We start from the raw sequence: 20742 nt of genomic DNA, 5'->3' as shown, positions 1-20742 counted from the left end.
AGCTGGCCCTAACCTGCGAGATCTCGTAGCGCCTGCATCCGCTGTTCTCGCGGCTCATCCATGCGCATCAGTCCAGCATACTCGCCATTCTCGTCCATCAGATAAACGCCCGCGGTGTGCTCCATGGTATAGTTGCCGCCGTCCAGAGGCACCTTGATCGCCGCCGCCGCGAAGGATTTGACGACCGCGTCGGTCTCCTTACGGGTCCCTCTGAGGGCCAGGATCCGCGGATCGAATGCGGTCATGTACGTCGCGAGCAACTCCTGAGAATCGCGCTCAGGATCGACGCTGATCAACAGGACGTTGAACTCGTCAAAATCGGCTCCGAGTTCATCGATCATGTCTGAAAGCTCGAAAAGCGTCGTAGGACAGATATGGGGACAGTTGGTGAAGCCAGAAAAGGCCAGATAGGGCTTCCCTCGCAGTGTTTCGTTGGAAACGCGTTCTCCCTTATGCGACACGAGCGAGAAGGGCCCGCCGATAGCCGCCTTACCCGAAATTGAGGTTGCCAAGCCCCCGTTTCCCGGCCCCAAGAAATAGATGGCTGCTGTGCCCGCGGCGATCGCAGCGATTGCCGTCCACGTGACAACCCTGATGACCCGCAACAGGTTCATTGTCCTGCCGCGTGACCAGCGCCGTGCTCCGAGCCTTCCTCGGGCGCGCGGCTGCCCATCCCCTAAACGACGAACACGACCTCGATCGGCCCCGCTTTTTCGAAGACAAGCGTCGCCTTGAATTCCTCGCCTGTCTTCAGGGTTCTGACCGGCTTCAAGAACATGATGTGATTGCCGGCGCCAACCTCAACCGTCTGCCCTGCCGGCACTTCCAGTGGACCCTCCGCAGGGCGCATGCTTGCGACGCCATCTTTCACCACGGATTCATGCAGCTCCGTGCTTGCCGCAATTTCGGACGTTACCGAAACAAGCCGATCGGGCTCGGCGCCGGCATTTTCAATCTTGAGATATCCGCCGGCGACCGGAGCGCCAGGTGGGGTTGCTCGTGACCAGGGGTGAATGATCCCGATCGAACCACCTTGGAAGTCATGGGACAGAGCTGAGGTGGCAACGACCGATGCCACGACGGTCACAAATGCGATTGATCGGGTCTTCATGGAAGCACTCGTCTCTGAATTTTTGTCACCTGATAGACCCTGTAGCGGCTTCAGGGTCAATTGCCGGCTTCGGACAAAAGGTCGCTTGGGCTTGTGCGGTGAAGGTAAGAAGCTTTGCAATGCACGATACAGCTAGGCATACGAACAGGGTGCCGCATTGCTCACCAACATGTTGACCCTATAGTCGCTAGGGGGTCTAGAAGTTGTAGGCAGCGCCCGATTCAAGTTCGGAAGCGTCGCAATGAACAGGACATGATGACAACGCGTACGTCAATTCTGCTTGCACTTCTGATCGCATCGCTTGCGTTCGCTGGTTTTGCATACGTCGTGGGCGTATTGCCGGTGGCCAAAGAATCAATCCACACTGGCGGTTCTTCATCCAGGACAAGCAGAGCTTTCCAGCTGATTTCCCACCCGGGTCAGATCGTTTCGAACGAGACGCTGCGTGGTAAGCCTTATCTGGCCTTTTTCGGCTTCACCAACTGTCCGGACATCTGTCCGACCACACTTTTCGAACTCACCGAGTTGATGGTGGAGCTCGGACCCGTCGCGGACGCATTTAATATACTGCTCATCAGCGTCGATCCGGACCGAGATACACAGGAAATGCTTTCGACTTACATGACGGCGTTTGACAGTCGTATCCTTGCCTTGAGGGGTACGCGAGAGCAAACAGAAGCCGTCCTGCAAGCGTTTGGCGCGAGAGCGCAAAAAGTGCCGACAGGAGGGGACAACTACACTATGGAGCATACGGCCGGCGTCTTTCTTGTGGATGCCGAAGGCGGACGCGCGGGGGTGCTCGACATGCACGAGCTGCGGGACACCCGCCTGCAAAAGATCAGGAATCTCGTGTTGAAGTCCGGCAAGTGACACATCGTTGACGCTTCCGAATGAAGTCTCCCGTGTCTACCCGTCGTTTCGTTTTGAGCACAATGTCGGAACCGGCGTGACAGCGGTTGCAGCACGCCAGTCCACTGACGCTATCGTTGTCGGATCAGGCGAGACGAATTCGCCAGTATTCCGATGTCGGGAATGGCCTGCAGGGAAGCCGCGAGGATCGGCGGAATGATGCCGAACGCCGCAAGGGAAAGCCCCGCAAGATTATAGAGCGCGGTGAACGCGATGTTCATCTTCACGACACCCATGGTCCTGCGCGCTATACGGAAGCAGTCAGCTACGAGCGACCAATCCTCGCGCATGAGCACGATATGCGCTGCTTCCATCGCGACATCCGTGCCGCCGCCCATGGCGATGCCGACGTCAGCCTGTGCGAGCGCTGGCGCGTCGTTGACTCCGTCGCCGACCATGACGACTCGGTGCCCCTTCGCCTGCAGTTCGCGAACAACACGGATCTTGTCTTCCGGCAGGAGATTGGCCTGGAAGCCGATGCCGAGAGGTCCGGCGATGGCTGCGGCGGTGCGCTCATTGTCGCCGGTGAGGAGCTCTATCCGCTTGATGCCAAGTTTGCGGATCTCCTCAATTGCTGTGCCTACCTCCGGCCGCACCGTATCCATTGCGGCGAGGATGCCGGACAGGCGTCCATCGATCGCCATGATCAAAAGCGTCTTGCCTTCCCCTTCGAGACGAGCGATCTCGGGATGATCTTCGCCAATCGAAACCAGCCTTCGATTGCCGATCTCCACTGTCTTTCCGTCAACGACGGCCCGGATCCCCTTGCCTGGAAGCGTCTCAAAACGCTCCGGTTCTCTCGCCCGCACACTCCTGTCACGTGCATGCAAGCGAACAGCTTCCGCCAGCGGATGCTCCGAGTGACGCTCGGCCGTCGCCGCGATCTGCAGCAGCGTCTCTTCCGAGGTACCGTCGAGCGAGACAATATCGGTGACGTTGGGTTTGCCCGTGGTCAGCGTGCCAGTCTTGTCGACCAGAACGACGTCGGCCGACTTGATCGCCTCGACATACTTTCCCCCCTTGATCAGGAGGCCACGCTTTGCCGCAGCCCCGATAGACGCCATCATGGCGATCGGCGTGGCCAAAGCGAACGAGCACGAACAGGCGACCACCAGGACGGCGACGACTGCCATCACATTGCCACTCAGCACATAGGTGAGGATCGCGATGCCCGCGACGATCGGTAGATAGTAACCGCTGAACTTGTCGGCGAGGCGCTGCACGTCGCCACGATTGGCCTCGGCTTCCTCGACCAACTTGACGGTACGACCGAATGTGGTGTCGCGCCCGACCTTTTCGGCGCGCAATTTGAGATGGCCGAGCTTCGCCAATGTCGCGGCAAAGACCTTGCTGCCGACCTCGGCTTCGACCGGCATGCTCTCACCCGTGATGGCGGCCTGGTCGAGGGTGGCTTGGCCCTCAACAACCACGCCGTCCACCGGAACGCGCTCGCCCGGCCGGACCAGCACGATGTCGCCGATGCCGACCTGCGCGATATCCACTTCGATCTCTTCGCCATCCCGCACAACCCGGGCACGAACCGGCGCAAGCGCTGTCAGCTCCTTGAGGAGCTGACGCGCCTTCTCGCTTGTGAAGCGTTCCGCGAAGACACCGACTCGCATGAAAAAGATCACGATTGCAGCCGTAGCCCACTGGCCGGTGACAAGCGCCGCAACGGCGCCGACCGACATCAGCGTATGACTGGTGACCTCCATTCGCAGCGCGGATTTGATGACATCGATGAAGATGGTGGCGCCGAAGGCGACGACGACAAGCGTTCCCAGCCACAACGGGACCCGATCGGTGATCGCATCGAAAAGACCAAGCCCTTCGCCGATCACGACCAGCAACAAAATGACGCCGAAGAGGATGCCGAGAAGGGTGAACAGCTTCTTCTGCAGATCGCTGCCATGCTTGACGTAGTCAGGCGTCTGGGGCTGAGGAACGGTAAAGCCAACCTTCTCGACAGTCGCTCGCAGCGTATCGCGCGTCACGAGCTTTGGATCGAGGTCGATTACGGCTTTTTCGGCGCTGAGAAGCACTTCGACATTCTCGACGCCTGGGAGCTTCTTCAAGGCTCGCTGGACTTTCTTTGCGCAGGCGGCGCAGTCCATGCCGCCGATCGGAAGCTCAAGGGTGCTCATCGCGGAACGTCGTATCCTGCATCCTCGACGGCTTCGAAGACGGCGTCCTGCGATATCTGGCTTGGGTCCAGCCTGACGATGGCGCTGTTGTCTGTGAGCGAAACCTTGACAGCTTCCACCCCCGATAATGCGCCTACCGCCTTCTCGATGGTGCTGACGCAGTGTGCGCAGTCCATCCCCTCGATCTTGAATTCGATGGTCTCTCGTGCCGAAGTAGTCATCGGTGAACTCCTGTTTCTGAACGATGACGTGCAATGTGGTGCCTGTAGCCGCTACAGGGTCAATAGGCTTTTTGACGATCTGGAAACGTTGCATTCACGCCTAGCAAGACGGCGCAGTTTCAACTATCTAACCCTGTAGTCACTATAGGGACCTTCGGATGACGAACAAACACCTGACCATCGGCACGCTGTCGCGAATGACCGCCACCAAGGTTGAGACCATCCGCTTTTACGAAAAAAGCGGATTGCTCGCAAAACCCGCACGAACCGAAGGCAACTACCGCTCATACGCGCCGGCGGATCTCAATCGCCTCAGCTTCATCCGCCGTGCCCGCGACCTCGGATTTTCGCTTGACCAGATCCGTGTGCTTCTCGACCTCGCCGACGACCGGTCGAGATCGTGCGAAGCAGTTGATGAGATCGCCAAGGAGCACCTGGCGGAGGTCGAACGAAAGATCGCCGATCTCAAAGCGCTGCAGAGGGAGCTGGATCGGTTGCTCTCTCAATGTCGATGCGGGACAGTTGCCGAATGCCGGATCATCGAAACCCTGTCGCCCTTGCCGCTGGAGGTGAACTGACCGCGCAGAGGCTCAATAGCGAGTCATCGCGGCCTATGTCGCACAAAGCGTTCGGTCGTCACGCTACCTCACATCGGATCGTGAAGCCGTCGATGGCTCCGGAGCGTCTCGCAAGACGATCCGGCCCGACCAGAGACCCGCAACAATGATCGCCAGAATGGCGAGCCGAAGTCCCACGCTGATCCAGGCGCGCCTCGTCACGCGTGCGCTCGTCGGTGGTGATCGCGCTTTGACAGGTCTGCCGGTCGCATGGGCTTGGTCCGCCGACGTGACGACAATCAGGCCTCATCATTATTGGTCCCTTGCGCGCAGGTCATTGTGAAGCGTGGTCGCGGCGATTGCCGCATGGCCCATCGCGACGCTGATCTGGTCAAGCGCGTGGACGATGTCGCCAGCGGCATAGACGCCTTTGCGGCTTGTGCGCTGCTTCTTGTCCACGGCGATGCAACAGCCGTCGCCCATCTCCAGGGTTAGCGCATTTGCCAGCACGTCGTTCGTATCGGAACCGAGCGCTGGATAGACTGTGTCGAAAAGGAGTTCGCCACCGCCGCGCAAACGCACGGCTACCTTGCTTTCCCTGAAGTCCAGGCGATCGAGGAAACGGGGTTCGAGCCTGATGCCGGCATGGTCGAGCCTGAGGCGATCGTCCGCGCCGATCTCGGCTTCGTCCATGGCGATGAGCGTGATGTCTTTCGAATAACCGCGGAGAAACAGCGCCTCGGCCACTCCGCGCTGGTCAGCGCCCAGCACCGCTATGGCCTGATCCGTCGCTTCGAAGCCATCGCAAATCGGACAATAGCGCAGTTGCCCTCGCTCGAGCGCAGAACGATGCGTGTCCGGATCGATATTCGGCCGCCGGTTTACGGTACCTGTCGCAAGGATCACCGCGCGACACTCCAATGTCAGGCCTGCACCACGCGCAACGAAAGAGCCGCCGTCGCCATCGAGCTGCTCGATACGCCCGTCGATCAACATGGCGCCGAAGCAGCCGGCCTGTTCTCTCATGCGGGACAAGAGCTCGCTGCCGCCGATTCCTTCGGGAAAACCAGCGCAATTGTGGGAACGGGGTATCCAAAGGGCGCGGCTGTTGCCGTCATCGATCACGGCGACTTTGCGGTGAAAGCGCGCGAGATAGATCGCCGCCGTCATACCTGCGGGCCCGCCACCAACGATCACGCAGTCTAGCAAACCATCGAAAGATGCCTCGGCATCGATACTATTCTTGGCGATGATCTTCATGCCGTCTTGGCGCTCCCCTTCGGGGTTGGGTCGCGGTAGGCCAGGAGCCGCAACGCATTGAAGACGACGAGGAGTGTCGAGCCTTCGTGAATGGCCACCGCCGGGCCTATGCCAAGTCCGAAAATTGTCGACGGGATCAGTATGGCGACGATCCCAAGACTGACGAACACGTTCTGGCGGATGATCGACCGGGTCTGTCGACTCAGGCCGACGGCGAAGGGCAGGTGGGCGAGATCGTCGGCCATCAGGGCGACGTCGGCGGTTTCCAGCGCAACGTCGGAACCGGCCGCGCCCATGGCGATGCCAACCGTTGCACTCGCCATGGCGGGCGCGTCGTTGACGCCGTCGCCGACCATCGCGACCTTGCCCTCGGACCGCAGCTTCTTGACAGCCTCCACCTTGTCCTCGGGCATGAGGTCGCCCCAGGCCTCGTCCAGTCCGACATCCTTCGCGATCGCGTCGGCGACCTTCTGGTTGTCGCCGGACAACATGATCATGCGCGTGATGCCGATGTCGTGCAGCACCTTTAACGAGGCGCGTGCGGCAGCACGCGGCGTATCCATCAGACCGATCACGCCGAGATCGCGATCAGTCCGCCGCACGACCATGGTCGTGCGGCCACCGTCCCGCAGCCGCGCCACGGCGTCGGTCATCTCCTTGCCGAGCGACGGAATGCCCTCCGCTCCGAACATCTCGGCCTTGCCGATCCACACCGTCTGCCCGTCAAGCGTTGCGGTGACACCTTTGCCGGTCAAGCTCTTGAGATCGGACGCTGCGGCGCCGGCCTTGCTCTTGAGCTTGTCCTTGCCGTCGCGCACAATCGCTTCTGCGAGTGGATGATCGCTCAGGCTCTCCACGGCAATCGCCACCGCAAGCAGGTCCTGTTCGGCAACACCATTGGCTGTGACCAGATCGGTGATGCGCGGCTTGCCTTCGGTCAGCGTTCCGGTCTTGTCGAAGGCGATAGCCGTCAACGAACCGAGGTTCTCAAGCGGGCCGCCGCCCTTGACGAGCACGCCGCCGCGCGCGGCCCGGGCAACGCCCGATAGCACGGCACTCGGCGTCGCGATCGCCAGCGCACAGGGGCTCGCGGCCACCAGAACTGCCATGGCCCGGTAGAAGCTGTCGCGGAAGGGTTCGTCGATGACCACCCAGGCGAACAGAAGGATGACAGCGAGCGCCAGCACCGCCGGCACGAAAATCTTCTCGAAACGCTCGGTAAAGCGCTGCGTCGGCGACTTCTGCGCTTCCGCCTCGCTGACCATCTTGACCACCTTGGCAAGCGCGGTCTCGGTTGAGCGGCGTGTCACCTCGATCTCGATCGCGCCAGAGCCGTTGATCGTTCCCGCGAACGCACGCGACGCGCCGTCCACGGAATCCGGCCGTGCCCTCGCGGCCGCTGCATCGTCGACAGGACGCTTGTCGACCGGGATACTCTCTCCGGTGACAGGCGCCTGGTTTATGCTGGAGTTGCCTTTGATCAGGAACCCGTCAGCCGGCAGCCGTTCGTTGGGACGCACAATGACGATGTCGCCGACTGCAAGCTCCTCGACCGGGATCTCTTTCGTTTCGCCGTCCCGCCTGACGGTCGCAACCGATGGCGCGAGCTCGGCCAGAGCCTCGATCGCGCGCTTGGCGCGCCCCATGGCGTAGTGTTCGAGCGCGTGGCCAAGGCTGAACAGGAAGAGCAGCAGCGCGCCTTCCGCAAAGGCACCAAGGGCCGCCGCGCCGGCCGCCGCGACCAGCATCAGCGTATCGATCTCGAACCGCTTGAGCCGAAGATTGTCGATCGCTTCGCGCAAGGTGAAGAAGCCGCCGAAGAAGTAGGCTGCGATATAGGAGGCGGTCGGCAGCCATTCCGGCGCGCCGGGCACAAGCTTCTCGACAGCGTAGCCGATGCCGAGCAATGCGCCGCTTGCGAGCGCAAAGATCAGTTCCGTGTTTGGCCCGAGGAATTGGCCATGCGAATGGTCATGGCCGTCATCTTTCGAATGCTGTTCGCCTGCGGCATGATTGTGTCCGGCATGCTCGTCGTGGGTCTTCTTTGCTTCATGCGACGCCCCGGTTTTCCGGGTCACGCCAAGTTCGCGCAATGAGGCGGCAATCGCCTCTTCCGACACGGCCTGGCGGTCGAACTCGATATGGACGGCGCCGGCGGCACTCGCCTCGGCTTCGATGATCCCGGCCAACGCCCTCAGTTGTCCTTCGACCGTCCTGGCCCGCCGTTCGTGGCCTATGCCGGAGACGTTCCACGTCAGATGCCCGAAGCGGGCGGTGATCTGCGCGCCGGCGGCCTGCGCGATCTCGCGAATCCTGGTTAGCGGCAGGACATCCGGGTCGAAATGAACGCACAGCTTGGCAGGTTTCTCGCCTTCGGTAGCCACGATGTGGACAGTCTCAACGCCTTGGCGCGCCTCGAGGTCGGAGGTCAACCGCGCGACGCAAGCGTCCGCGATGTCGTCGACCTCTGGCAACAGGACCGGAATGTCCAAGCGTAGCGTGCTTTTCATCTCGAAACGCTCCCGAGTAATGCGGTTCCTATCTCGCCGCTTCCACTTCGCTCTTGACCAGATCCTTCAACTGCTGGCGTCCGAACGACTGAAGCTGCTTTCCGTTAACGAAAAAGGTTGGCGTGCCCGTAATGCCAACGGCCTGAACGTCCTCTACATCCTGCGCGATGATTGCATCCACCTCCTCGGTGACCGCGTCCTGCCTGGCTCTGTCGAGGTCGAGACCGACTTCCGCCGCAAGTTCCCATGCGCGGGCCGCCTGCGGATTGCCGTCCGCGCCCCACTGCTCCTGATTCTGCAAAAGCCATTCCTTGACGCGCTGGAACTTGTCCTGCTTCCGCGCCGCCTCCAGGATTCGTATCGCTTCTTCCGACGTCGGGTGAAACGGCGTGTAACGGATGACAACGCGCACGTCCTCCGGGTAGGTGGCCATGATCTGTTTCACCGTTGGGTAGAAGGCGCGGCACGCCTCGCAGGACGGGTCGAAAAATTCCACGATCGTCACCGGCGCCGTTGCTGGCCCCATGATTGGCGAATGCGGGCGAATGAACTGACTGCTTTCAGCCGCTACCGGGGCGGCGGCGGTTTCCGTTGATGACTGCGAGTAAAGATACGCCCCGCCGGCGAAGATGGCGGCGGCGCCGACTCCAGTGGCGATGATGATGGCTCGTTTGTTCATGGCTTTGTGATCCGTGTCGTTAGAAACAGGAGGAGGGTGATGGCCGCAAAGGCTGCGAATGATAGAAAAGGCAGGGGCAGACTGCCAAAGATAGTCATCGCCGCATCGGTACAGGACGGCCCCTGGCTACAGGGCTCCAGCGCTTCGGCGACCACGCCGGCATAGAGGAGCGAATGATAGAGAGCGATTCCGCCGCCGATGACGGCGAGCGGTAGCCCATAGCGCCATGTGCCGCTATCGGAGCGGAAGGCACCCACAGCGAGCACAATCGCGAGGGGGAACATGAAGGCGCGCTGATACCAGCACAGCACGCAGGGCGACTGCCCCATAACTTCCCCGATGAAAAGGGCACCGAGCGAGGCGGCGAGCGCCACGAGCCAAGCCAGGAACAGCTTTGACCACAAAAAATCTGCTTCGCTCGCGGGCTTGGCAACGTCAGAAGCCTTCTCCGCGCGGGCATGATCGGTCACGTTCATCCAATTCTCCCAAACACAGGAAACTTCTCCAGAAGCCAGAATGCGAAAACCGACATCTGGCCCGTGATCATTGCGATACCCATCACAATCATGATGACGCCGGCCCCAATGTGCAGCAGCTTGCCGAGCCTGCGAACGCTTCTGAGCCTTGAGGTCAGCGCATCGGCAAACAGCGCCGTGAGCAGAAAGGGCACACCGAGCCCTAGCGAATAGATGGAAAGCAGCGCAACCCCGCTCAGCGCACCATCGACGGTGGCGCTGACCGTCAGGATAGCCCCGAGAATGGGTCCTATGCATGGCGTCCAGCCAAAGCCGAAGGCGAGGCCAAGGACGTAGGCGCCGAGCGGCTGGCCGCCTTCGATGGCGCCGTGATAGCGCAGATCTCGCTCGAGCCAAGGCATCTTGATGATGCCGGTCGTGAATATGCCGAACAGGATGATGGCCAGCCCGCCAATGATGTTGGCTTCATAGCGGTAGGACAGGAGTAGGCCGCTGATCGCTGTTGCGCTCGCGCCAAGCAGGATGAAGACCGTCGAGAAGCCGAGAACGAAGCATCCGCTCAGGAATACCGTGTCGATCCTTTTGCGCACCACGCCCTGATCGGTACTTCCCGCAATATACGACATATAGCCTGGGACGAGCGGCAATACGCAAGGCGACAGGAACGAGATCATCCCAGCCAGCAGTGCAGCCATTATTCCAATATCGGCGATTTCGAATGCCATGTTGGTACTTCAATCCCCCTCGGAGCGGGCAAGCAGTGCTTCGATCTCCTTGACCGTTTCGGGGTCATCCCACTCCTTGGGACCTACCCAGCGCGCAAGTTCACGTCCGTCTTTACCCACCAGGAGCGTTGTCGGAAGTCCAACAATCTTCAAGGCCTGCATGGAGACACCTGGCTGGTCCAAATACATCTCCAGGCGTTTGATACCGATCTCCTCGAAGAACGGCTGGACCTGTTCCGTGCCGCCCTTGTCGATGGACAGGGCCACGACCTCGAAATCAGTGCCTCCCTTGAGAGATTGAAGCCGATCAAGTGACGGCATTTCCTTCCGACACGGTGGGCACCAGGTTGCCCAAAGGTTCAGCAGGACAGCCTTGTCGGAGAAGGCTTTCAGAGTGAGCTTGCGCCCGTCCGCTGTCTCAAAGGGGAATACGGCCAGTTCGGAGGACGCCGGTGCCGATTCGTTTGAAGTTCCCTGCCATTGAGCGAGCGGGCTTGCCAGGAGCAGTCCGCCGACAATAGCACCGGCTATCGCGGCAAATACGACGGCGACAGTTGGGCGGCTGACTTGGGCAAAACGCATTCCGGCTCCTTTGGACAGGTCGGCAATACCGATGGTGTGATGCTGACGGCCATCTTCTTCCCTAAAGGCTGGAGTGGCTAGAGGGTCAAGCGACTATGCTTGAAGATGCGAATTGTCGCGCAAGGGAAAAAGCGGGAGAATGGAGAGCGCTTACTTCGCAGACTGACGACGATGTCGAGCTGCCGAAATCTTGCTCCTACGACGCTTCGCAGGCCGCACGTAGATTTCGAGCTTGTGGCTGACAATCTCGTATCCGTGCTGTCGAGCGATTTCCTCTTGTAGCCGCTCGATTTCGCCTGAACGAAACTCTATGACATTGCCGGACACGACATCGATGAGATGGTCATGGTGCTCGCGATCGACCGTTTCGAAGCGAGCAGGGCCGTTGCCGAAGTTGTGCTTCTCCAGAACTCCTTTTTCGCTCAGCGCCACCAAGGTCCTGTAGACCGTCGAGAGCGCAATGCGGGGAGAGATAGTCGTCACACGTCGATGCAATTCCACGGCGTCAGGATGATCCGTTGCTTCCAAGAGAGTTTCGACAATAATCTTGCGGGGGGCGGTGAGGCGGAGACCATTGTCCCTACAAATCCGTTTGATGTCGCTTGGATCGATAGTCATTGTCGCTCACATCGCTAGCTCCCAATGTTGCAAATCTAGGCCAGTTGCATCGCAATTGCAAAACGATCGCTAAAGCATAGGGTTAGTTGAACCATTCAACCATTCGGACAAGGCTCCAGTTGGAGTCGGCTATTTCCGACGCTCATCGAGTTCCGTTGATTTTTCGAGACACCAAGGGCAACGAACAGCCGCCCGAGGGAGTTCTCTTTGGCATGAGGCGCAAACATGCGGAGCTGCGCGTGGCTTCATAGGATGACTCTCCAGCCTTGGTAATAATGAGCCTTTCAACTGGGACACAAATTTCTCGATAGTGTGGCAGGCAGCAACCACATAGTGTCGCAGCCAAATCGGTGAAAGCTCTGATCTCCATCGCTCTACCTCTACCGACCGAGAAGTTAGGCCGGGCTGGAGAACCGCGCTATGCCGTGTATCTCGGTTCCGGGGCGATCCTGAACTCCCTCCTGCGGGAAGAGCACGAAATCGGCCATCAATCCGTTCCAGCCCCGTCCCTTGCTGGACAGCAGGATTTCGGGTTCGGGAGATCGTGCTGGTAGCTGCGTCATTCCCCTGTCCCGGCTTTCTCATCGATGCGCCGTGCCGTCGCCTTCCATGCCCGCTCCGAAACCTAACGGGCCGCCAGGCTCAGCGATATCAACCTGCATTATGGCAGCGAGCCGGGATCGAAATTCTACAGCGGTCTTTCCGACCAATACGGCTATTACAGCATCCTGCCGATCAGCCCGACCGAGAGCGAGGTCGTCTATGTGCTCGACAGCCTGTTCGACCACGACACGATTTTGGAGATAGAGGAGCTATTTACTGATACCGGCGGCGCGAGCGGTCGTGCCGGCCAAGTGGTGGCCGGACAGCCCTATCGGGTCGGGTCGCAGGACTGCCGACAATGCACTACATGATATTCCAGAGTGGTCAATCGCGTAGCGCAAGAGGCACGGCTTGCCGCAATGCGGATGGAAGCTGGACGCCTCTTACCTGAGACTGCCCCGTCAATCAGCCGCAGGCCCCTGATGTTGGCATGTAGCTTTCCCGGGTCTATTTAGACAGGCATGGTTTTCTGGTTCTTTGCCGCTCTGCTTACACTCGGTGCCAGCTTGGCGGTGTTGTTGCCGTTGGCCAACCGGCCAAAGAGTCTGGCCGCCGGCAGCTCGCATGACATAGAGGTCTATCGCGACCAATTGGCTGAACTTGATCGCGATGCGTTACGCGGTCTGATCCGGCCGGAGGATGCCGAACAGGCGAAGACGGAGATTGCGCGGCGCATTATCAGGGCGGGCGGAGAAGAGCCTTTGGCGAGCACCCAAAGCTGGGCGCTCGCCGGACGAGGTCTTGGCGCCGTCGCGGTCTTAGCCGTTCCGCTGATCAGCTGGGGCCTTTATGCGGTAATTGGTTCGCCGGACTTGCCATCCCAGTCTTTGCAGGAGCGGCTTGCTCAAAATCCGAGCGACAGCTCGGTCGATGATCTGATTGCGCGGGCTGAAGGTCATCTCGCCGAAAACCCGGAGGATGGCCGGGGCTGGGATGTTCTGGCACCGATCTATTTAAGGCTGGGCCGATTTGATGAGGCGGCCACGGCGTACCGCAATGCGACAAGGCTGCAAGGCTCAACCGCCATCCGCGCGGCGGGGCTTGGCGAAGCGCTGACCAATGCCGGGAGCGGTGTTGTTTCCGCCGACGCCCAACTCGCCTTCGAGCAAGCGCTGGTTCTGGACAAGGATCAGCCCAAGGCAAAATTCTACCTGGCGACGGCTCTTGTCCAGGATGGCAAATCGGCTGAAGCGATCAAGGCGTGGGAGGCCATGCTAACGGATTTGCCCGACAATTCACCATGGCGAGAACCAGTTTCCCAAGCATTGGCTGAGAATACGAGCCGCGTGACTGCGTCAAGCACCGATACAGGCACACCCAGCCCGACGACGGATAATATTGATGCCGCAGCCGCGATGGCGCCAGCGGACAGAAACTCAATGATCGAGACGATGGTGGCCGGGCTCGATGAAAAACTGCGCCAAAATCCGAGCGACCCAGAGGGCTGGATGCGTCTCATGCGTTCTTATGTGGTGCTTGGCCGGGCTGGCGAAGCGCGTGCCGCACTCGACCGGGGTCTTGCAGCATTGGGCGCGACGAGTGATGACGGCCGGAAATTTGCTGAATTCGCGGCGACCCTTGGTCTTTCGGCGACGGAGTGAACTGCATGACCCGCAAGCCGAAGAGATTGTCGATCATCGCAGCCGGTGCAGGGTTCCTTGTCGTGGCGACAGCGTTGACATTCTACGCGCTCGGCCAGAAGGATCAGGGCGGGATCACGGAAAGCAGTTTCGATCCGAGCGGCGAGTTCGTTGCTGACAGCGTGCTGGCCAAGTATGACAAAACTTATATGCCCAAGGAGGTCGCCGACGGTCTGAAGGCAAAAGGTGTCTGGTAGGAAAACTGAATTGGGCAGATTGTATCGCCATGGTTGAAATAGGTCACTTCGCGCTGGTTCTTGCTTTCGCCTTGGCGCTGGTTCAGTCGATCGTGCCCCTAGCTGGCGCCCGGACGGGCAATGAACTCCTGATGGCCGTGGGCGGACCAGTAGCGATAGCCGGTTTTGCTTTGACCGCGCTTTCGTTTCTCGTGCTGACGCTGGCTTATGTGCAGTCGGATTTCTCCGTCGCCAATGTGTGGGAAAATTCGCATTCGCTGAAGCCCATGCTTTTCAAGATCACCGGAACATGGGGCAATCATGAAGGCTCGATGCTTTTATGGATCCTGATCCTGACATTTTTCGGATGTCTCGTGGCAATGTTCGGCGGCAATCTTCCGGCCACGCTGCGGGCCAACGTGCTTGCGGTGCAGGGCTGGATTGGCGCCGCGTTTTTCCTGTTCGTGCTCGCGACGTCGAATCCGTTCGCGCGGCTCGTTCCAGCGCCCATCGAAGGGCGGGACCTGAACCCGATCCTCCAGGATGTCGGGCTCGCCATTCATCCACCGCTTCTCTATCTTGGCTATGTGGGCTTTTCCGTATGCTTTTCGTTTGCGGTGGCGGCGCTCATTGAAGGCAAGATCGACGCGGCCTGGGCCCGCTGGGTGCGACCGTGGACGCTGGCGGCCTGGGTCTTTCTGACTGGCGGCATAGCCATGGGTTCCTACTGGGCTTATTACGAGCTCGGCTGGGGCGGGTTCTGGTTCTGGGATCCGGTTGAGAATGCCTCCTTCATGCCGTGGCTGGCCGGCACAGCTTTGCTTCACTCGGCCATTGTCATGGAAAAGCGGTCCGCGCTGAAAATCTGGACGCTGCTTCTGGCGATCCTGACATTTTCGCTTTCGCTGCTGGGCACATTTCTCGTTCGTTCCGGAGTGCTGACATCGGTACATGCTTTTGCAACCGATCCCAGCCGGGGCATTTTCATATTATGCATCCTGATCCTGTTCATCGGTGGTTCTCTGGCGCTGTTTGCATTGCGTGCGGGAAGCCTGGCCAGCGGCGGCATGTTCCAGCCGATTTCGCGCGAAGGCGCACTGGTCTTGAACAATCTCTTCCTGACAACCGCCACCGCCACCGTGTTGATCGGGACCCTCTATCCGTTGGTTCTGGAGGCCATTTCCGGCGATAAGATTTCGGTGGGAGCGCCATTCTTCAATCTGACCTTCGGGGCGTTGATGGTGCCGCTGCTGGTCGTCGTTCCGTTCGGACCACTTCTGGCGTGGAAGCGGGGCGATATTTACGGTGCGGCGCAAAGGCTGATGACGGCGTTCGCTGCCGCGCTGCTTGCTGTGCTGGTGACAATGGTATTCATCGATGGGGCAAGCGTCTTTGCCTCACTCGGGATCGGGCTGGGCTTCTGGCTGATCGTCGGCGCCCTGGTGGACCTGGCGTTGAAGTCGGGCGTCGGAAATGTTGCCGCCGGGGTGGCCTTTCGTCGCTTCCGGGGCTTGCCGCGCTCGATGTTCGGAACGGCCCTTGCCCATCTCGGAGTCGGGCTCACTGTCCTTGGTGTTGTCGGGGTCGTATCGTTCGAGACAGAAAAAATACTGGCGATGCAGCCTGGCGAGACCGTGGAGATTTCCGGATATACGCTTCGTTTCGACGGGCTTCATCCTTTCCAGGGGCCGAACTTCACCGAAGATCGCGGCCGCTTCGAACTCCTTGACGAGGATGGAAGCGTTTCTGCGCAAATCATATCTTCTAAACGATTTTATCCCGCAAGGCAGATGCCGACCACAGAGGCCGGCATCAAGACGATGGGTTTCAGCCAACTGTATATATCGCTGGGCGATGAAACACCCGATGGCGTTGTCGTGCGGCTGTGGTGGAAACCGATGGTGACGCTGATCTGGCTCGGCGCGCTGGTCATGATGGTGGGCGGAACCGTGTCGCTGACCGACCGGCGCCTGCGGGTCGGTGCGCCGTCTCGTCGAGCCCGGCAGGGTGCGGACAAGACACGGCCGGCCACCATATGAACAGGCGGTTCGTCACTGCACTGGCTTCGCTTCTATGCGCGCTGATGCTTGGTCATGGCGCTTATGCCGTGCAACCGGATGAAGTGCTGCGCGATCCGGCGCTTGAGCACCGCGCGCGACTGCTGTCGGAAGAATTGCGCTGCATGGTTTGTCAAAACCAGTCGATCGACGAGTCGGATGCCGAATTGGCACGCGATTTACGCGTGCTCGTACGCGAGCGGCTGGTGGCAGGAGACAGCGATAGTCAGGTGCTGGACTACATCGTTTCTCGCTATGGCGAATTCGTCTTGCTGAAACCCCGCCTGAATTTGCGCAATGCCTTGTTGTGGGGCGCGCCGGTAATACTGCTGCTTTGTGGCGGCGCATTCATGATCGGCGCCGCGCGTAAAAAACGCGGGAGCGAGGTCGGGGCGCTGACCGCCGAAGAAAAGCACAGGCTGGACGCCATTTTACGCAAGGATGCTTGAAGCATCAAACGAAAGGTCAATCAACCATGGCACAGCTCGCCAGCCTAACCCCGCGCATAGCCGCTGCAGCGGTCAATGCAAGTCGGTAACGCGCTGTGGAACGCTTTCGGCTGTCCGCTTCCTGCTAGCCCGCCAGGAAATCGATGAGTAGCTTAGCATTTAGCGCGGCAATGACGACCGCGACGGAGGCAGCGAGTACGATTAGCCAGCGCGGCGCCACCAGCGCGCCCATCTTGGCCTTGTCGGCAGTGAACATCACCAGCGGGAACACGGCGAAGGAGAGCTGCAACGACAGCACCACCTGGGTGAGGATCAGGAGCTGCCCAGTGCCACTCTCGCCATACCAGATGGTAACGATCGCTGCCGGCACGATGGCGACGGCGCGCGTGATCAGGCGACGCATCCAAGGCGCCAGCTTAATGTTTAGAAAGCCTTCCATGACGATCTGGCCGGCGAGCGTCGCCGTCACCGTCGAATTGATGCCGCAGCACACAAGGGCGATGCCGAACAAAGTTGGTGCGATGGCCAGACCAAGCAGCGGCGCAAGCAGCGAATGCGCCTCGCCGAGCTCGGCCACCTCCGTCTGGCCTGTGACGTTGAAGGTGGCGGCGGCGAGGATCAGGATCGAGGCGTTGATGAGGAGCGCGAACATCAGCGCCACAGTGGAATCGATGGTGGCGAACTTTAGCGCCTCGCGCTTTTCCTGAAGACTCTCGCCATAGGAGCGGGTCTGAACGATGCCCGAGTGCAGATAGAGATTGTGCGGCATCACGGTGGCTCCGAGTATGCCTAGCGCCAAATATAGCATCTCGGGATTAGTGAGGATCTCGGTGGTCGGCGCAAAGCCGCGAATCACCTCGCTCCAGTTCGGATCGGCAAGCGCGATCTGCACGGCAAAACACACAGCAATGACGCCGAGCAGTGTGATAATCAGCGCTTCCACCCAGCGGAAACCAAGTTTTTGCAGGTAGAGGATCAGGAAGACGTCGAGCGCGGTGATAGTGACGCCAAGTTCGAGCGGGATGCCGAAGATCAAATTGAGGCCGATCGCCGTGCCGACGATCTCGGCGATATCGGTGGCGATGATGGCAATCTCGGCCAGCACCCACAGCGCGTAGGCGACCGGCTTTGGGAACGCGTCGCGGCAGGCCTGGGCGAGATCGCGTCCCGACGCGACTGCGAGGCGGGCGCAGAGCGATTGCAGAACGATCGCCATCATATTGGAGACTAGCGCGACGACTAGCAGTGTGTAGCCGAACTTGGAGCCGCCGGCGAGCGAGGTTGCCCAGTTACCGGGATCCATGTAGCCGACAGCGACCAAGTAGCCGGGACCGACGAAGGCAGCGCCGCGACGCCAGGCGGAACCCGACTGCCGGACTGCGATGGTGCGATGGACGTCGGACAGAGACGCTTCGCCACGGGCCTGGTTCCAGCCCAATTTGTCAACATGTTGATCCACTTTTACATTCAATCGCAGTTGCAACGCATTTGCAATAAGCGAAACTTGCCGGCCTAGCAAGACAGGGGCTCTGCACAAGATCGTCGCATCGACGCCAACTGGCCCGGAATGAGTAGGGCCCGGTATTGATGTCGGTCGCCAACAACTCGCCGTTTCGATCGACCAAATCGGGCCGCGATGCAACGGTCGCTTCGCTCCATTCGCCTGAAGGCGCCGCGTCGGGCACGAAGCCCAGGAAGACAAGCCTTGCAGCAATGATTCAAAAGATGGCGCAAAAAAGCGCGATGACCGTGATCAGCCTGTACCTGTCACGGTCGATGGGGGCCTGCCTGCGAATCTGCCGGATCATCTTCCTGCCGAATAAGAAAACTTCAATTTTGACGAGGAGTTTGCCGCCAAATGAGAGCGACATTTGTCGTCCGCCTTTGTTAACATTTCATCCAGGTTAATAATCGGTTCTCGTTCTGGGTGGGGCTTCCGTAAATGAGATATCGCGGTCCAATTCGAGGTCGCTTCGGGGGGCGGTTATCGAGTGGTGGTCGATGGGTACTGGCGTTTCTCTGCTACAAGCCGGTTCGCACTCGGCTTCGACTCGCTTACCGGAATCCTAGGCGTCAGATTCAAACACGCGATCAGCGTCATAACCGAACGGTGGGCGGCGTACGTGGAGCGAGCCGACGACCGATCTTATCTGCAGAACTCCGACTGTATAGTCCCGTAATTCCAGGTGACGCTGGGAACTTCGATCTTGTGCTCGTCGGCAAACGCGGCAATCGCGATGGTTCTCCGACTTTTCAGCGAGTATCTAAGAAGCGACGCCTTATTAGCCTAGCTTCTTGGAAAAGCTCAGACATGTCGATTGGCATGCGACATTTACACACTTGAACCTCAGTCTCCTAGAGATCTTACGTTGTTCCGAGCGGGTGCAGTTGGCCTACACGCACAAGTGGGCTGCCAGGGGACCAAAAATGGCGAGGACTTTCCCCGTGAGAGAAATGTTGAGGACCGTGCGTATCAGTTACGCTGACTTATGTATGAAAGGATCAAGTATGTCGAAAAAAACGTTTAGCGGTTCGGGAGTGGCGTCTCGAGGCATCTCGCGTCGCAGCCTGCTTGCCGGGACTGCGGGTCTAACGCTGGCGACGGCGATTGGCGGCAGCCGGGCGTTCGCACAGGACACTAGTACCGGTCAGGCCTCAGGCGCCGCCGCCCAGACGCATGAAGTGCAGATGCTCAACAAGGGGTCGGAAGGACGGCCTATGCAGTTCGAACCAGCATATCTCAAGATAGCGCCCGGCGACTCGGTGAAATTTGTGGCAACCGACAAGGGCCACAACTCAGAGGCGATCCCTGCAATGGTTCCCGAGGGCGCAGAAACCTGGAAGGGCAAGATCAACGAGGAAATCACCGTGACCTTCGATGCTGAAGGGATTTACGGCTACAAATGCGCGCCCCATTTCGGCATGGGTATGGTGGGCCTGGTCCAGGTCGGTGAAAGCCCCGCAAATCTCGATGCGGCCGAAACCGTGAAACTGCCCGGCAAAGCCAAGACCCGCATGGCCGAATTGATTGGTCAGGTCGGCGGCGCTGAATGAGCCGAGAGAGCGGGTGGCGGTTCCACAGCGCCCGCTGACTAGATGGATAACGCTACTGGTTCCGAGAGACGGGGCCCTTGCCCATGCTTCCAAGTGGTCAGCGACTGTAAAGCCGCTGACCGACAAGCGCCGAGGATGGCGATGAACAGTACTGAACGAGATAGCTCTGGAGAGCAGACCGGCGATGGGACGAGCGGCTCGGAACTCAGGAGGATACCGCGGGAGGTTGTGCGTAACGCCACTCCATAATCGATCTGGATTTCGCCAGGCAGGTTTTCAGGTTCATGACGTCGATGCTGCCGGAGCAGGCGTCGGTCGTCGGAAGCTTCGGTGCGATGACGTTGTTGGATTTTCGAAGCTTTGGTGCAACTGCGACGGGAGCCGATCTCGTCGTGTTTTCCGAGGCATTCGTTGGTGGGTATCTCAGGGGCCTCGACTACGGCGCGAGGCTTGGGCTGCGCGGTACCGAAGGCCGGGAGGACTTTCGCCATTATTCCGAGAGCGCCATCGATCTGCTTGGACCTGAAGCGTCGCGTCTCGGTGAGATCGCCGGCGACAACGGCTCCATCTCGTGGTCCGACGTTATCGAGCGCACGGCGGAATCCTCTATTGCACGGCGCTGACCTATGGTCACTCAGGCTGGCTGCTTTCCAAGCAGCGCAAGCTGATGCCAACGGGTTTGGAGAGGCTGGTCTGGGGCTTTGGTGGTCGCTCGACCATCGGGGTGGTCGACACGCCCGTTGTTCGGATTGGCAGCGTCATCTGCTGGGAAAACTATATGCTGCTTCTACGCGCGGGTAAGCGCAAGGCATCGAGCTTTATTGCGCGCCCACGGTGGATGACCGCGACGCCAGGCTTCCTACGATGCGCATGATTGCCCTGGAAGGACGATGCTTCGTGATCTCGACCTGCTAGTATTTTACGCGCGGTGATGATCCGAAGGACTGTTTCCCCGTCCAGGGCGAGGAACC

General features: G+C 59.8%; 21 protein-coding genes and 2 pseudogenes. 10 read left to right on the top strand and 13 right to left on the bottom strand.

Annotated elements, in window-relative coordinates:
* Positions 1-8: 8 nt before the first annotated feature.
* Both BFN67_RS10625 and BFN67_RS10620 read right to left on the bottom strand, forming a co-directional pair.
* Positions 9-614: an SCO family protein gene (locus BFN67_RS10625; RefSeq protein ID WP_080919597.1), complete on the bottom strand. Its 606-nt coding sequence runs from the start codon at positions 612-614 to the stop codon at positions 9-11.
* A 62-nt stretch (positions 615-676) separates the two neighbouring features.
* Positions 677-1171 carry a copper chaperone PCu(A)C gene (locus BFN67_RS10620; protein ID WP_245295225.1) on the bottom strand — a complete coding sequence of 165 codons (495 nt, stop codon included), beginning with the start codon at positions 1169-1171 and terminating at the stop codon, positions 677-679.
* A gap of 192 nt (positions 1172-1363) precedes the next feature.
* Here BFN67_RS10620 and BFN67_RS10615 point away from each other — a divergent pair, with 192 nt between their 5' ends.
* Positions 1364-1981 carry an SCO family protein gene (locus BFN67_RS10615; RefSeq protein WP_139789125.1) on the top strand — a complete coding sequence of 206 codons (618 nt, stop codon included), beginning with the start codon at positions 1364-1366 and terminating at the stop codon, positions 1979-1981.
* Between the two features lie 110 nt (positions 1982-2091).
* Here the strand turns inward: BFN67_RS10615 and BFN67_RS10610 are convergent, their stop codons facing one another.
* Both BFN67_RS10610 and BFN67_RS10605 read right to left on the bottom strand, forming a co-directional pair.
* Positions 2092-4164 carry a heavy metal translocating P-type ATPase gene (locus BFN67_RS10610; RefSeq protein WP_080919595.1) on the bottom strand — a complete coding sequence of 691 codons (2073 nt, stop codon included), beginning with the start codon at positions 4162-4164 and terminating at the stop codon, positions 2092-2094.
* Complete coding sequence (locus BFN67_RS10605) at positions 4161-4385, bottom strand: heavy-metal-associated domain-containing protein (RefSeq protein ID WP_080919594.1); 225 nt, start codon at positions 4383-4385, stop codon at positions 4161-4163. The genes BFN67_RS10610 and BFN67_RS10605 overlap by 4 nt, the downstream gene beginning before the upstream one ends.
* A gap of 158 nt (positions 4386-4543) precedes the next feature.
* Between BFN67_RS10605 and BFN67_RS10600 the strand changes: the two genes are divergently transcribed.
* Positions 4544-4963 (top strand): MerR family transcriptional regulator, encoded by a 420-nt coding sequence (locus BFN67_RS10600; RefSeq protein WP_080919593.1) that lies wholly within the window; start codon positions 4544-4546, stop codon positions 4961-4963.
* A 291-nt stretch (positions 4964-5254) separates the two neighbouring features.
* Here the strand turns inward: BFN67_RS10600 and BFN67_RS10595 are convergent, their stop codons facing one another.
* The 8 genes from BFN67_RS10595 to BFN67_RS24330 all read right to left on the bottom strand — a co-directional run bounded on the left by BFN67_RS10595 (position 5255) and on the right by BFN67_RS24330 (position 12355).
* On the bottom strand, positions 5255-6202 hold the full coding sequence (locus BFN67_RS10595) for an NAD(P)/FAD-dependent oxidoreductase (RefSeq protein ID WP_080919592.1): 948 nt from the start codon (positions 6200-6202) through the stop codon (positions 5255-5257).
* Positions 6199-8712 (bottom strand): heavy metal translocating P-type ATPase, encoded by a 2514-nt coding sequence (locus BFN67_RS10590; protein ID WP_080919591.1) that lies wholly within the window; start codon positions 8710-8712, stop codon positions 6199-6201. Before BFN67_RS10590 ends, BFN67_RS10595 begins: the two co-directional genes overlap by 4 nt.
* Positions 8713-8740: 28 nt before the next feature.
* Complete coding sequence (locus tag BFN67_RS10585; RefSeq protein WP_080919590.1) at positions 8741-9391, bottom strand: DsbA family protein; 651 nt, start codon at positions 9389-9391, stop codon at positions 8741-8743.
* Positions 9388-9867, bottom strand: a complete 480-nt coding sequence (locus BFN67_RS10580; RefSeq protein WP_080919589.1) for a disulfide bond formation protein B — start codon at positions 9865-9867, stop codon at positions 9388-9390. Before BFN67_RS10580 ends, BFN67_RS10585 begins: the two co-directional genes overlap by 4 nt.
* Positions 9864-10592: a cytochrome c biogenesis CcdA family protein gene (locus tag BFN67_RS10575; protein WP_080919588.1), complete on the bottom strand. Its 729-nt coding sequence runs from the start codon at positions 10590-10592 to the stop codon at positions 9864-9866. The genes BFN67_RS10580 and BFN67_RS10575 overlap by 4 nt, the downstream gene beginning before the upstream one ends.
* 9 nt (positions 10593-10601) lie before the next feature.
* Positions 10602-11174 carry a TlpA family protein disulfide reductase gene (locus BFN67_RS10570; protein ID WP_080919587.1) on the bottom strand — a complete coding sequence of 191 codons (573 nt, stop codon included), beginning with the start codon at positions 11172-11174 and terminating at the stop codon, positions 10602-10604.
* A gap of 150 nt (positions 11175-11324) precedes the next feature.
* On the bottom strand, positions 11325-11792 hold the full coding sequence (locus tag BFN67_RS10565; RefSeq protein ID WP_080919586.1) for a Fur family transcriptional regulator: 468 nt from the start codon (positions 11790-11792) through the stop codon (positions 11325-11327).
* Between the two features lie 395 nt (positions 11793-12187).
* Positions 12188-12355 (bottom strand): hypothetical protein, encoded by a 168-nt coding sequence (locus BFN67_RS24330; protein WP_158083504.1) that lies wholly within the window; start codon positions 12353-12355, stop codon positions 12188-12190.
* A gap of 66 nt (positions 12356-12421) precedes the next feature.
* Here BFN67_RS24330 and BFN67_RS23990 point away from each other — a divergent pair.
* The 5 genes and pseudogenes from BFN67_RS23990 to BFN67_RS10540 all read left to right on the top strand — a co-directional run.
* Positions 12422-12631, top strand: a pseudogene (locus BFN67_RS23990) (Tn3 family transposase); the annotation flags it as partial.
* Positions 12632-12856: 225 nt separating this feature from the next.
* Positions 12857-13996 carry a c-type cytochrome biogenesis protein CcmI gene (gene ccmI, locus BFN67_RS10555; protein ID WP_080919585.1) on the top strand — a complete coding sequence of 380 codons (1140 nt, stop codon included), beginning with the start codon at positions 12857-12859 and terminating at the stop codon, positions 13994-13996.
* Between the two features lie 5 nt (positions 13997-14001).
* A complete protein-coding gene (locus tag BFN67_RS10550) occupies positions 14002-14232 on the top strand; it encodes a hypothetical protein (protein ID WP_080919584.1) in 231 nt (76 codons plus the stop codon).
* Between the two features lie 29 nt (positions 14233-14261).
* On the top strand, positions 14262-16250 hold the full coding sequence (locus tag BFN67_RS10545; RefSeq protein ID WP_080919583.1) for a heme lyase CcmF/NrfE family subunit: 1989 nt from the start codon (positions 14262-14264) through the stop codon (positions 16248-16250).
* The gene (locus BFN67_RS10540; RefSeq protein WP_080919582.1) at positions 16247-16717 is read left to right on the top strand and encodes a cytochrome c-type biogenesis protein; all 471 of its coding nucleotides are present in this window, start codon (positions 16247-16249) and stop codon (positions 16715-16717) included. The genes BFN67_RS10545 and BFN67_RS10540 overlap by 4 nt, the downstream gene beginning before the upstream one ends.
* Before the next feature lie 124 nt (positions 16718-16841).
* Here BFN67_RS10540 and BFN67_RS10535 read toward each other — a convergent pair whose 3' ends face one another.
* Positions 16842-18176, bottom strand: a complete 1335-nt coding sequence (locus BFN67_RS10535; protein WP_080919636.1) for an Nramp family divalent metal transporter — start codon at positions 18174-18176, stop codon at positions 16842-16844.
* 128 nt (positions 18177-18304) lie between these two features.
* Between BFN67_RS10535 and BFN67_RS23985 the strand changes: the two genes are divergently transcribed.
* The 3 genes and pseudogenes from BFN67_RS23985 to BFN67_RS25200 all read left to right on the top strand — a co-directional run bounded on the left by BFN67_RS23985 (position 18305) and on the right by BFN67_RS25200 (position 20645).
* Complete coding sequence (locus BFN67_RS23985; protein WP_139789124.1) at positions 18305-18625, top strand: hypothetical protein; 321 nt, start codon at positions 18305-18307, stop codon at positions 18623-18625.
* Positions 18626-19144: 519 nt separating this feature from the next.
* Positions 19145-19771, top strand: coding sequence for a pseudoazurin (locus BFN67_RS10530; RefSeq protein WP_425349768.1), 627 nt, complete (start codon positions 19145-19147; stop codon positions 19769-19771).
* 284 nt (positions 19772-20055) lie between these two features.
* Positions 20056-20645 (top strand): annotated as a pseudogene (locus BFN67_RS25200) (nitrilase-related carbon-nitrogen hydrolase).
* Positions 20646-20742: the final 97 nt, after the last annotated feature.

Origin of the sequence: Manganibacter manganicus (assembly GCF_002075885.1) — a bacterium.
Taxonomy (GTDB): Bacteria; Pseudomonadota; Alphaproteobacteria; order Rhizobiales; family Rhizobiaceae; genus Mesorhizobium; species Mesorhizobium manganicum.
This window is presented reverse-complemented; position numbering and strand designations above follow the sequence as displayed.